The sequence below is a fragment of the Escherichia sp. E13S3 genome (assembly GCF_004212325.1).
GTDB lineage: Bacteria > Pseudomonadota > Gammaproteobacteria > Enterobacterales > Enterobacteriaceae > Escherichia.
The window spans coordinates 1-12149 of record NZ_RHJR01000009.1 but is presented as its reverse complement, the minus strand read 5'-3'; the positions used below and the strand labels follow the sequence as shown (position 1 = coordinate 12149).

Annotated in this window: 10 protein-coding genes and 1 riboswitch; of the genes, 8 read left to right on the top strand and 2 right to left on the bottom strand. The window is 51.5% G+C overall.

Annotated elements, in window-relative coordinates; translation table 11 throughout:
- Positions 1 to 49: 49 nt before the first annotated feature.
- Together argH and oxyR are read left to right on the top strand one after the other, a co-directional pair.
- Positions 50 to 1423, top strand: a complete 1374-nt coding sequence (argH, locus tag D9597_RS10310; RefSeq protein WP_130222322.1) for an argininosuccinate lyase — start codon at positions 50 to 52, stop codon at positions 1421 to 1423.
- A 266-nt stretch (positions 1424 to 1689) separates the two neighbouring features.
- Positions 1690 to 2607: a DNA-binding transcriptional regulator OxyR gene (oxyR, locus tag D9597_RS10305; RefSeq protein WP_130206544.1), complete on the top strand. Its 918-nt coding sequence runs from the start codon at positions 1690 to 1692 to the stop codon at positions 2605 to 2607.
- Here oxyR and sthA read toward each other — a convergent pair.
- Positions 2590 to 3990 (bottom strand): Si-specific NAD(P)(+) transhydrogenase, encoded by a 1401-nt coding sequence (gene sthA, locus D9597_RS10300; RefSeq protein ID WP_001120822.1) that lies wholly within the window; start codon positions 3988 to 3990, stop codon positions 2590 to 2592. The two genes, oxyR and sthA, sit on opposite strands and share 18 nt — an antisense overlap.
- Before the next feature lie 329 nt (positions 3991 to 4319).
- On the opposite strand from sthA, the gene D9597_RS10295 reads away from it, so the two are divergent.
- From D9597_RS10295 to D9597_RS10280, 4 genes are all read left to right on the top strand, one after another.
- On the top strand, positions 4320 to 5486 hold the full coding sequence (locus tag D9597_RS10295) for a M20 aminoacylase family protein (RefSeq protein WP_130222320.1): 1167 nt from the start codon (positions 4320 to 4322) through the stop codon (positions 5484 to 5486).
- 42 nt (positions 5487 to 5528) lie between these two features.
- Positions 5529 to 6845 carry a citrate-proton symporter gene (locus D9597_RS10290; protein WP_130206540.1) on the top strand — a complete coding sequence of 439 codons (1317 nt, stop codon included), beginning with the start codon at positions 5529 to 5531 and terminating at the stop codon, positions 6843 to 6845.
- 103 nt (positions 6846 to 6948) lie between these two features.
- Positions 6949 to 7599: an HTH-type transcriptional repressor FabR gene (gene fabR, locus D9597_RS10285; RefSeq protein WP_001309117.1), complete on the top strand. Its 651-nt coding sequence runs from the start codon at positions 6949 to 6951 to the stop codon at positions 7597 to 7599.
- A complete protein-coding gene (locus D9597_RS10280) occupies positions 7599 to 7958 on the top strand; it encodes a YijD family membrane protein (protein WP_000806411.1) in 360 nt (119 codons plus the stop codon). The genes fabR and D9597_RS10280 overlap by 1 nt, the downstream gene beginning before the upstream one ends.
- 39 nt (positions 7959 to 7997) lie before the next feature.
- Here D9597_RS10280 and trmA read toward each other — a convergent pair whose 3' ends face one another.
- On the bottom strand, positions 7998 to 9098 hold the full coding sequence (gene trmA / locus D9597_RS10275; RefSeq protein ID WP_000187026.1) for a tRNA (uridine(54)-C5)-methyltransferase TrmA: 1101 nt from the start codon (positions 9096 to 9098) through the stop codon (positions 7998 to 8000).
- Between the two features lie 113 nt (positions 9099 to 9211).
- Positions 9212 to 9403: riboswitch (cobalamin riboswitch) on the top strand.
- A 64-nt stretch (positions 9404 to 9467) separates the two neighbouring features.
- Between trmA and btuB the strand changes: the two genes are divergently transcribed.
- Together btuB and murI are read left to right on the top strand one after the other, a co-directional pair.
- Complete coding sequence (btuB, locus tag D9597_RS10270) at positions 9468 to 11312, top strand: TonB-dependent vitamin B12 receptor BtuB (RefSeq protein ID WP_130222318.1); 1845 nt, start codon at positions 9468 to 9470, stop codon at positions 11310 to 11312.
- Positions 11257 to 12114: a glutamate racemase gene (murI, locus tag D9597_RS10265; protein ID WP_130222316.1), complete on the top strand. Its 858-nt coding sequence runs from the start codon at positions 11257 to 11259 to the stop codon at positions 12112 to 12114. The genes btuB and murI overlap by 56 nt, the downstream gene beginning before the upstream one ends.
- Positions 12115 to 12149: the final 35 nt, after the last annotated feature.

The following is a 12149-nucleotide window of genomic DNA, read 5'->3' as shown; positions in this document are numbered from 1 at the left end:
CGGAGGCGCAGCTTTCCGGCATTGAATTTCAACATAAGGAAACAGAGTTATGGCACTTTGGGGCGGGCGTTTTACCCAGGCAGCAGATCAACGGTTCAAACAATTCAACGACTCACTGCGCTTTGATTACCGTCTGGCGGAGCAGGATATTGTTGGCTCTGTGGCCTGGTCCAAAGCCCTGGTAACGGTCGGCGTGTTAACCGCAGAAGAGCAGGCGCAACTGGAAGAGGCGCTGAACGTGCTGCTGGAAGATGTTCGCGCCAGGCCACAACAAATCCTTGAAAGCGATGCCGAAGATATCCATAGCTGGGTGGAAGGCAAACTGATCGACAAAGTGGGCCAGTTAGGCAAAAAATTGCATACCGGGCGTAGCCGTAATGATCAGGTAGCGACAGACCTGAAACTGTGGTGCAAAGATACCGTTAGCGAGTTACTGACGGCTAACCGGCAGTTACAATCCGCTCTGGTCGAGACCGCACAAAACAATCAGGACGCGGTGATGCCAGGTTACACTCACCTGCAACGCGCCCAGCCGGTGACGTTCGCTCACTGGTGCCTGGCGTATGTTGAGATGCTGGCGCGTGATGAAAGCCGTTTGCAGGACGCGCTTAAGCGTCTGGATGTCAGCCCGTTAGGCTGTGGCGCACTGGCGGGAACGGCCTATGAAATCGACCGTGAACAGTTAGCCGGCTGGCTGGGTTTTGCTTCGGCGACACGTAACAGTCTCGACAGCGTTTCTGACCGTGATCATGTGCTGGAACTGCTTTCTGCTGCCGCTATCGGCATGGTGCATCTGTCGCGTTTTGCTGAAGATCTGATTTTCTTTAACACCGGCGAAGCGGGATTTGTGGAGCTTTCTGACCGCGTGACTTCAGGTTCATCATTAATGCCGCAGAAGAAAAATCCGGATGCGCTGGAGCTGATTCGCGGTAAATGCGGTCGTGTGCAGGGTGCGTTAACCGGCATGATGATGACGCTAAAAGGTTTGCCGCTGGCTTACAACAAAGATATGCAGGAAGACAAAGAAGGTCTGTTCGACGCGCTCGACACCTGGCTGGACTGCCTGCATATGGCGGCGCTGGTGCTGGACGGCATTCAGGTGAAACGTCCGCGTTGCCAGGAAGCGGCGCAGCAAGGTTACGCGAACGCCACTGAACTGGCGGATTACCTGGTGGCGAAAGGCGTACCGTTCCGCGAGGCGCACCATATCGTGGGTGAAGCGGTGGTGGAAGCCATTCGTCAGGGCAAACCGCTGGAAGATCTGCCACTCAGTGAGTTGCAGAAATTCAGCCACGTGATTGGCGAAGATGTCTATCCGATTCTGTCGCTACAATCGTGCCTCGACAAGCGTGCGGCAAAAGGCGGCGTCTCACCGCAGCAGGTGGCCCAGGCGATTGCTTTTGCAAGGGCGCGGTTGGGGTAAGAACATTTATATGTACAAATTTGAGCCTGGCTTATCGCCGGGCTTTTTTATGGCAAAAAAAAGCGGATCCTGGAGATCCGCAAAAGTTCACGTTGGCTTTAGTTATTCGAGTTGAGAAACTCTCGAAACGGGCAGTGACTTCAAGGGTTAAAAGAGGTGCCGCTCCGTTTCTGTGCGCAATTATCAGTCACAATGCTTGATAGGGATAATCGTTCGTTGCTATGCTACCTATCGCCATGAACTATCGTGGCGATGGAGGATGGATAATGAATATTCGTGATCTTGAGTACCTGGTGGCATTGGCTGAACACCGCCATTTTCGGCGTGCGGCAGACTCCTGCCACGTTAGCCAGCCGACGCTTAGCGGGCAAATTCGTAAGCTGGAAGATGAGCTGGGCGTGATGTTGCTGGAGCGGACCAGCCGTAAAGTGTTGTTCACCCAGGCGGGAATGCTGCTGGTGGATCAGGCGCGTACCGTGCTGCGCGAGGTGAAAGTCCTTAAAGAGATGGCAAGCCAGCAGGGGGAGACGATGTCCGGACCGCTGCATATTGGTTTGATTCCTACGGTTGGACCGTACCTGCTACCGCATATTATCCCGATGCTGCACCAGACCTTTCCGAAGCTGGAAATGTATCTGCATGAAGCGCAGACCCACCAGTTACTGGCGCAACTGGACAGTGGCAAACTCGACTGCGTGATCCTCGCGCTGGTGAAAGAGAGCGAAGCATTCATTGAAGTACCGTTGTTTGATGAACCCATGTTGTTGGCAGTCTATGAAGATCACCCGTGGTCTAATCGCGAATGCGTGCCGATGGCCGATCTGGCAGGGGAAAAACTGCTGATGCTGGAAGATGGTCACTGTCTGCGCGATCAGGCAATGGGCTTCTGCTTTGAAGCTGGAGCGGATGAAGATACACACTTCCGCGCGACCAGTCTGGAGACGCTGCGCAACATGGTGGCCGCAGGTAGCGGGATCACTTTATTGCCTGCGCTGGCTGTACCGCCAGAGCGCAAACGTGATGGCGTGGTTTATCTGCCGTGCATTAAGCCGGAACCACGCCGTACCATTGGTCTGGTTTATCGTCCAGGCTCACCGCTGCGCAGCCGCTATGAGCAGCTGGCAGAGGCCATCCGCGCAAAAATGGATGGCCATTTCGATAAAGCGTTAAAACAGGCGGTTTAAGCCGTTTAATGCCGCTACCCGATAGGCTTCCGCCATGGTCGGGTAGTTAAAGGTGGTGTTGACGAAGTACTCAATAGTGTTGCCGCCACCTTTCTGTTCCATAATCGCCTGACCGATATGAATAATTTCGGCAGCGCGCTCACCAAAGCAATGGATCCCCAGAATCTCTTTCGTTTCCCGATGGAACAAAATTTTCAGCGTACCCACGTTCATGCCAACGATTTGTGCACGTGCCAGATGTTTAAACTGGGCGCGGCCTACTTCATACGGTACTTTCATCGCGGTCAGCTGCTGTTCGGTTTTGCCCACAGAGCTGATTTCTGGGATGGTGTAAATACCGGTAGGGATATCTTCAATCAAGTGCGCGGTGGCTTCACCTTTTACCAGCGCCTGCGCGGCAATGCGCCCCTGGTCATAGGCCGCTGAAGCCAGGCTTGGATAACCAATCACGTCGCCCACCGCGTAAACGTGCGGCTGCGCGGTCTGATACATGCTGTTGACCTTCAGCTGTCCGCGACTGTCAGTTTCCAGCCCAATGTTCTGTAACGCCAGCGAATCGGTATTACCGGTGCGACCGTTGGCATAGAGCAGACAGTCGGCTTTCAGTTTTTTGCCCGACTTCAGATGCATGATCACACCGTCGTCACAGCCTTCGATCTTCTCGTACTCTTCGTTGTGACGAATCACTACGCCACTGTTCCAGAAGTGATAGGAGAGCGAATCTGACATCTCTTGATCGAGAAACGCCAACAGGCGATCGCGGGTATTGATCAGATCTACTTTTACATCCATACCGCGGAAGATCGACGCATATTCACAGCCGATCACTCCAGCACCGTAAATAAGTACATGGCGCGGTTCGTGGTGCATGCTAAGAATTGAGTCGCTGTCGTAAATGCGTGGATGGGTGAAATCGACGTCTGCTGGATGATAAGGGCGTGAGCCGCAGGCTATGACAAATTTTTCTGCGGTTAACGTTTCGACCGTGCCGTCCGGGCAGTCCAGCGCCAACGTATGCTCGTCAACAAAGCGAGCGTTCCCCTGCAATATTTCACAGTGATTACGTTCGTAAAATCCCTGACGCATGCGCGTTTGTTGATTAATCACGTTATCGGCATGGTTAAGGATATCGGCAAAAGAAGAGCGGAGCAGTCGGGAATGGTCGCTGTAAAGTGGGTTTTGATTGAATTCTATAATGCGGCTGACGGCGTGACGGAGGGCTTTCGACGGGATGGTTCCCCAGTGGGTGCAACCGCCGCCAACATTTTGATAACGCTCGATAACTGCGACGCGCGCACCTTGCTTAACAAGACCCATTGCAGCGCCTTCGCCGCCGGGGCCGGAACCTATTACTATGGCATCGTAATCGTAGGAATGTGGCATGGTAGGGCTTACCTGTTCTTATACATAAAAGCAACAGAATGGTAACATTTTATCGCGGGTAAGCCAATTGATCCCCGTCATTAATCTGGCTATAGCGTGAGCGGCCTTTGCTTTGTCTGCCTCCTTATTAACCCATTAATTCGCTATTAATTGCTTTTTCTTATGGCTGATAGTTTTATCTTGCCGAAGTGTGCTTTTTTGTTATTGTCTATGTTAAACATTCTTATAAAACAAATATATAAATATTTTATATTGATAAGTTATTTATATTTATACCATCAATAAAATCCGTTAATTAACCTGTTTATAAGTGAATAAAGGAATAGTCGATGATCGAACACTACATTCGTGGGTTTGAGGAAGAGTTGCGCGAGATCCGCCACCAAATCCACGAAAATCCGGAGTTGGGGCTACAAGAATTTAAAACCAGTGCTCTGGTTGCGGAAAAGCTGCGCCAGTGGGGCTATGAGGTTGAGCAAGGGCTGGCGACAACCGGCGTGGTAGCCACGTTAAAAGTGGGCGACGGAGAGAAAAGTATTGGCCTGCGGGCGGATATGGATGCGTTGCCGATTTATGAAAATAGTGGCAAGCCCTGGGCCAGTAAACATCCTGGTTTAATGCACGCCTGCGGGCATGACGGCCATACCACGATATTACTAGGAGCTGCACGTTATCTTGCCGAAACTCGTCGTTTTAACGGCACGTTACGTCTTATCTTCCAGCCCGCAGAAGAGATGATTAACGGCGGCGAGATTATGGTCAAAGAAGGTCTTTTTGACCACTTCCCCTGCGATGTCATTTTCGGGATGCACAACATGCCGGGCTTGCCGGTTGGCAAGTTTTTCTTCCAGCCAGGGGCGCTAATGGCGTCAATGGATCAGTTCCACATCACAGTTCGTGGCTGTGGAGGGCATGGCGCAATTCCTCACAAAGCCATCGATCCGGTGCTGGTCGCGGCACATATCACCACTGCATTACAAAGCATTGTGTCGCGCAATGTCGATCCGCTGGAAGCGGCGGTAATTACCGTTGGCAGCATTGTTGCGGGTGAGGCCGCTAACGTCATTCCTGACAGTGCTGAGATGAAAATCAGCGTCCGCTCTCTTAGCCGCGATACCCGACAACTTCTACTGACCCGTATTCCGGCTCTGGCGCAAGCCCAGGCTGTCAGCTTTGGCGCTACGGCTGAGGTTACGCATGTTAACGGTACGCCGGTATTAGTGAATGACGAGGAGATGGCGCGCTTCGCCTGGCAGGTGGCGTGTAAAACGTTTGGTGAAGATCGGGCCGAGTTTGGCATCAAGCCCCTGATGGGCAGTGAGGATTTCTCTTTCATGCTGGAAGCCCAGCCGAAAGGTGCTTTTTTGCTGTTCGGTAATGGCGATGTCGGGGAAGGTTCCTGCATGGTGCATAACCCGGGCTACGACTTCAACGATGCAAGTCTGGTCCCGGCATGTAGCTACTGGGGCGCACTGGTAGAAGCCTGGCTGCAATAAATAAAACAACACACAACAACACTTTCTGGCAAGGAACATGGAATGACGGCGATCGTAAATGGAAGCGTGATTGTGAAGAAAAAGCCCAGCGGTAAGCGGGTGATTTTTGCTTCGGCGTTTGGCAATGCGCTCGAATTTTTTGATTTTGGCGTTTACAACTTTTTTGTGGTCTATATCAGTACGCTTTTCTTCCCGCCCAGCGCTGATCACAATGTCGCGCTGTTACTGGCATTTGCAACGTTTGGCGTGAGTTTTTTTATGCGCCCGCTTGGTGGAATTATCGTCGGGGCCTGGGCCGATCGTTTCGGACGCAAACCCGCGATGGTGTTCACCATTGCCCTGATGAGCCTCGGCACGTTGATGATTGGCATTGCGCCGACCTATGCAACGGCGGGCTATTGGGGAACGGCGACGCTGGTACTGGCGCGTCTGATTCAGGGTGTTGCGGCAGGTGGTGAAGTCGGCGCCTCAATGTCTTTACTGGTTGAATCAGCTCCGGCAAATCGTCGCGGTTTTTACAGCAGTTGGTCGCTGGCGACCCAGGGGCTGGCAACGACCTTTGGTGGTGTTGTCGCTTTAGGTCTGAGCACTTGGCTACCGTTCGCCACAGGTTCAGAAACCGTAATGGCAGAATGGGGCTGGCGTGTGCCATTTTTTATTGGCGTGTTATTAGCACCGATCGGTTGCTGGTTGCGTCTGAGCCTGGAAAATGACGTACCTGAACCTGTACACAATAAAAAAGCTGCTGCCAGCGAAAGCGCGTTCTCTCTGCTCCTGCAACATAAAGCGACTATCATTAACGGCGTTCTACTCGCTATTGGTAGCACGGTAGCAACCTATATTTCCCTCTTTTACTATGGCACCTGGGCGGCGAAGTATCTGGCAATGCCTCAACACTATTCTCATGCAGCGATGTTACTGGCGGGGGTAATTACGTTTGTGGGCGCGCTGTTGGTGGGGATGCTATGTGATTCGGTCGGGCGTAAAAAACTGATTTTAATCTCTCGTGTGATGGTGCTGATCTGTAGCTGGCCTTCGTTCTGGCTGTTGGTGAATTACCCCAGTCCCGGCATGTTGCTGACGGTCGTTTTCGTGATGGTCAGCTTTACCACGCTTGGTGGGGTACCGGTAATGTTGCTGATTTCCGAACTGTTGCCGAAACGGATTCGGGCATTAGGCTTCGCGTTGGTTTATAGCATTGGCGTAGCAATCTTCGGCGGTTTTGCGCAATATTTCGCCACGCAATCCATCGTGTTGCTGGATAGCCTGACGGCTCCGGCGTGGTATCTGGGCGGGGGAACATTGCTGTCTATGCTGGCGTTGCTGTTTGTAAAAGAACCGGCTAAAGAGTTGCAGTAAATGTGTTTTATTGCGCTACCGTTCATTCACAACACTGGAGCAATCCAGTATGTTCATTCTCTGGTATAGTGCCAGCAGTACTTTTGGCAAGGATTCAGACATCGTGATGGGCGTAAGAGCGCAGCAAAAAGAAAAAACCCGACGTTCGCTGGTAGAGGCCGCATTTAGCCAATTAAGTGCTGAACGCAGCTTCGCCAGCCTGAGTTTACGTGAAGTGGCGCGTGAAGCGGGCATTGCTCCCACCTCTTTTTATCGGCATTTCCGCGACGTAGACGAACTGGGTCTGACCATGGTTGACGAGAGTGGTTTGATGCTGCGTCAGCTTATGCGCCAGGCGCGTCAGCGTATCGCTAAAGGCGGGAGTGTGATCCGTACCTCGGTATCCACATTTATGGAGTTCATCGGTAATAATCCTAACGCCTTCCGGTTATTATTGCGGGAACGCTCCGGCACCTCCGCCGCGTTTCGTGCCGCCGTTGCGCGTGAAATTCAGCACTTCATTGCGGAACTTGCGGACTATCTTGAACTCGAAAACCATATGCCTCGCGCGTTTACTGAAGCGCAAGCCGAAGCCATGGTGACGATTGTCTTCAGCGCGGGTGCCGAGGCGTTGGATGTCGGCGTCGAACAACGTCGGCAATTAGAAGAGCGACTGGTACTGCAACTGCGAATGATTTCGAAAGGGGCTTATTACTGGTATCGCCGTGAACAAGAGAAAACCGCAATTATTCCGGGAAATGTGAAGGACGAGTAATGAAACAAGCAAATCAAGATAGAGGTACGCTGCTGCTGGCGTTAGTTGCTGGCTTATCGATTAATGGTACTTTCGCAGCGCTGTTTAGCTCCATTGTGCCATTTTCTGTATTCCCGATTATTTCCCTGGTGCTGACGGTTTACTGCCTGCATCAACGTTATCTTAATCGCACTATGCCGGTCGGCTTGCCGGGTCTGGCTGCTGCCTGTTTTATTCTCGGCGTTCTGCTTTATAGCACTGTGGTTCGTGCGGAATATCCGGATATCGGTTCTAACTTCTTCCCGGCTGTGCTGTCCGTCATTATGGTGTTCTGGATTGGCGCGAAGATGCGTAACCGTAAGCAGGAAGTTGCTGAGTAATCGGAATCATGCCGGATGCTGGCGCATCCGGCATGGGTATTACTTCGCCGTCAGTAATACGCCGCACTCCATATGGTGCGTGTAGGGGAACTGATCAAATAGAGCCAGACGTTCAACCTTGTGCGTCTGGCTTAATGTTTCCAGATTCTTGCATAATGTTTCCGGATTGCAGGAGATATACAGAATACGCGGATACGCCTGCACCATTTTCTCGGTTTCACTGTCCAGACCGCTGCGCGGCGGGTCGACAAAAATGGTTTCGCACTGATAACTCTTTAAGTCGATCCCTTGCAGGCGGTTAAACTCGCGCACACCATTCATCGCCTGAGTAAATTCTTCTGCCGCCATACGAATAATTTGTACGTTATCAATATGGTTAGCTGCGATGTTGTATTGCGCAGCGGCGACCGACGGCTTGGCGATTTCGGTGGCTAATACCCGATCAAAATTACGCGCCAGCGCTAATGAAAAGTTACCGTTGCCGCAGTATAGCTCCAGTAAATCGCCTTTTGAGCCTTTGGTTACGTCCAGCGCCCATTCCAGCATCTGAATATTCATCGCCGCGTTTGGCTGGGTGAAACTGTTCTCCACCTGACGGTAGATCATCTCTTTTCCGGCGACCGGCAGACGCTCGTCGATGTAATCCTGATCCAGCGCGATTTTAGTTTTCGTTGCCCGACCAATCAGATGCACATTCAGATTCTGCGCTCGCAACGCATCGCGCAGGGCTTCCGCCTGCTGACGCCATTCGTCATCCAGCTTTTTATGGTACAGCAGGGAAACCACCGCCTGATTACTCAGCGTGGTGAGGTAATCAATCTGGAACAACTTGTGGCGCAGAACGGGATTATTACGCACACCCGCAATCATCGCCGTCATCAACTGGTTGATGAGTTCACTGGCGGCAGGGAAGCTATCCACGCGGATACGGCTTTTGGTTTGTTGATCGAAAATGATGTGGTACAGGTCATCGCCATCGTGCCAGATGCGGAACTCTGCACGCATCCGGTAATGGCTGACCGGCGAGCGAAACACTTCCGGAACCAGGTCAGAAAACGGTGCCATCATACTTTGCAAACGTACCACTTTTTCGGCTAACTGCGCTTCATACTGTTCTGTTGGAAGGTGTTCGGGGGTCATGATGTATCCTGAAAAATTAAAGTACGCGGCGATTGTAGGGATTGCTCATCAGATGTCCAGATCTTGATGAATTCCTATTTGTGAGCTACGTCTGGACAGTAAGTTGTTACAACCTGTAGCATCCACTTGCCGGTCCTGTGAGTTAATAGGGAATCCAGTGCGAATCTGGAGCTGACGCGCAGCGGTAAGGAAAGGTGCGATGATTGCGTTATGCGGACACTGCCATCCGGTGGGAAGTCATCATCTCTTTGTATCTTCAGATACCCCTCCAAGCCCGAAGACCTGCCGGCCAACGTCGCATCTGGTTCTCATCATCGCGTAATATTGATGAAACCTGCGGCATCCTTCATCTATTGTGGATGCTTTACAATGATTAAAAAAGCTTCGCTGCTGACGGCGTGTTCCGTCACAGCCTTTTCCGCTTGGGCACAGGATACCAGCCCGGATACTCTCGTCGTTACTGCTAACCGTTTTGAACAGCCGCGCAGCACTGTACTTGCACCAACCACCGTTGTGACGCGTCAGGATATCGACCGCTGGCAGTCGACCTCGGTTAATGATGTGCTGCGCCGTCTTCCGGGCGTCGATATCACCCAAAACGGCGGTTCAGGTCAGCTCTCATCTATTTTTATTCGCGGTACAAATGCCAGTCATGTGTTGGTGTTAATTGATGGCGTACGCCTGAATCTGGCGGGGGTGAGTGGTTCTGCCGACCTTAGCCAGTTCCCTATTGCGCTTGTCCAGCGTGTTGAATATATCCGTGGGCCACGCTCCGCCGTTTATGGTTCCGATGCAATAGGTGGGGTGGTGAATATCATCACGACGCGCGATGAACCTGGAACGGAAATTTCAGCGGGGTGGGGAAGCCATAGTTATCAGAACTACGATGTCTCTACGCAGCAACAACTGGGGGATAAGACACGGGTAACTCTGTTGGGCGATTACGCTTATACCCATGGTTATGATGTTGTCGCTTACGGCAATACAGGAATGCAAGCGCAGCCTGATAACGATGGTTTCTTAAGTAAAACGCTTTATGGTGCGCTGGAACATAATTTTACCGATGCCTGGAGCGGCTTTGTACGTGGCTATGGCTATGATAATCGGACCAATTATGACGCGTATTATTCTCCGGGTTCACCATTGGTCGATACCCGTAAACTCTATAGTCAAAGTTGGGACGCCGGGCTGCGCTATAACGGCGAACTGATTAAATCACAACTCATTACTAGCTATAGCCATAGCAAAGATTACAACTACGATCCGCATTATGGTCGTTATGATTCGTCGGCGACGCTCGATGAGATGAAGCAATACACCGTCCAGTGGGCAAACAATGTCATCGTTGGTCACGGTAGTATTGGCGCGGGTGTCGACTGGCAGAAACAGACTACGACGCCAGGTACAGGTTACGTTGAGGATGGATATGATCAACGTAATACCGGCATCTATCTGACCGGGCTGCAACAAGTCGGCGATTTTACCTTTGAAGGTGCAGCACGCAGCGACGATAACTCACAGTTTGGTCGTCATGGAACCTGGCAAACCAGCGTCGGATGGGAGTTCATCGAAGGTTATCGTTTTATCGCTTCTTATGGTACGTCCTACAAGGCACCTAATCTTGGGCAACTGTACGGATTCTACGGTAATCCGGATCTGGACCCTGAGAAAAGCAAACAGTGGGAAGGCGCGTTTGAAGGTTTAACAGCAGGAGTGAACTGGCGTATTTCCGGATATCGTAACGATGTTAGTGACTTAATCGATTATGACGACCATATCCTGAAATATTACAACGAAGGGAAAGCGCGGATTAAAGGTGTCGAGGCGACCGCCAATTTTGATACCGGACCACTGACGCATACTGTGAGTTACGATTATGTTGATGCCCGTAACGCGATTACTGACACGCCGTTGTTACGCCGTGCTAAACAGCAGGTGAAATACCAGCTCGACTGGCAGTTGTATGACTTCGACTGGGGTATTACTTATCAGTATTTAGGCACTCGCTATGATAAGGATTACTCATCTTATCCTTATCAAACCGTTAAAATGGGCGGTGTGAGCTTGTGGGATCTTGCGGTTGCATATCCGGTCACCTCTCACCTGACAGTTCGTGGTAAAATAGCCAACCTGTTCGACAAAGATTATGAGACAGTCTATGGCTACCAAACTGCAGGACGGGAATACACCTTGTCTGGCAGCTACACCTTCTGAACCACGTCCCACCGTGCTGGTGTTTGACTCCGGCGTCGGTGGGTTGTCGGTCTATGACGAGATCCGACATCTCTTACCGGATCTCCATTACATTTATGCTTTCGATAACGTCGCTTTCCCGTATGGCGAAAAAAGCGAAGAGTTTATTGTTGAGCGTGTGGTGGAAATTGTCACCGCAGTGCAAGAGCGTTATCCCCTTGCGCTGGCTGTGGTCGCTTGCAACACCGCCAGTACCGTCTCACTTCCTGCATTACGCGAAAAGTTTGCGTTCCCGGTTGTCGGTGTCGTTCCGGCAATTAAGCCAGCGGCACGCCTGACAGCTAATGGCATTGTCGGATTGCTGGCAACTCGTGGTACGGTAAAACGTTCTTATACCCACGAGCTAATTGCGCGTTTCGCTAATGAATGTCAGATAGAGATGCTGGGCTCGGCAGAAATGGTTGAGCTGGCTGAAGCGAAGCTGCATGGCGAAGAAATCTCTCTGGATGCGCTAAAACGTATCCTGCGCCCGTGGTTAAGAATGAAAGAGCCGCCAGATACCGTTGTTCTGGGTTGCACCCATTTTCCTCTACTACAAGAAGAACTGTTAAAGGTGCTGCCAGAGGGAACCCGGCTGGTGGATTCTGGCGCAGCGATTGCCCGCCGAACGGCCTGGCTGCTGGAACATGAAGCTCCTGAGGCAAAATCTGCCGATGCGAACATTGCCTTTTGCATGGACATGACGCCAGAAGCTGAACAGTTATTACCCGTTTTACAGCGTTACGGCTTCAAAACGCTCGAAAAACTGGCAGTTTCAGGCTGATTTGGTTGAATGTTGCGCATTCGGAAAATTATTTT

Excerpts from the sequence above, each read along its gene's own strand:
- trmA (WP_000187026.1), bottom strand. The coding sequence starts at position 9,098 with ATGACCCCCGAACACCTTCCAACAGAACAGTATGAAGCGCAGTTAGCC.
- D9597_RS10295 (WP_130222320.1), top strand. The coding sequence starts at position 4,320 with ATGATCGAACACTACATTCGTGGGTTTGAGGAAGAGTTGCGCGAGATC.
- oxyR (WP_130206544.1), top strand. The coding sequence starts at position 1,690 with ATGAATATTCGTGATCTTGAGTACCTGGTGGCATTGGCTGAACACCGC.
- argH (WP_130222322.1), top strand. The coding sequence starts at position 50 with ATGGCACTTTGGGGCGGGCGTTTTACCCAGGCAGCAGATCAACGGTTC.
- D9597_RS10290 (WP_130206540.1), top strand. The coding sequence starts at position 5,529 with ATGACGGCGATCGTAAATGGAAGCGTGATTGTGAAGAAAAAGCCCAGC.
- D9597_RS10280 (WP_000806411.1), top strand. The coding sequence starts at position 7,599 with ATGAAACAAGCAAATCAAGATAGAGGTACGCTGCTGCTGGCGTTAGTT.
- sthA (WP_001120822.1), bottom strand. The coding sequence starts at position 3,990 with ATGCCACATTCCTACGATTACGATGCCATAGTAATAGGTTCCGGCCCC.
- btuB (WP_130222318.1), top strand. The coding sequence starts at position 9,468 with ATGATTAAAAAAGCTTCGCTGCTGACGGCGTGTTCCGTCACAGCCTTT.
- murI (WP_130222316.1), top strand. The coding sequence starts at position 11,257 with ATGGCTACCAAACTGCAGGACGGGAATACACCTTGTCTGGCAGCTACA.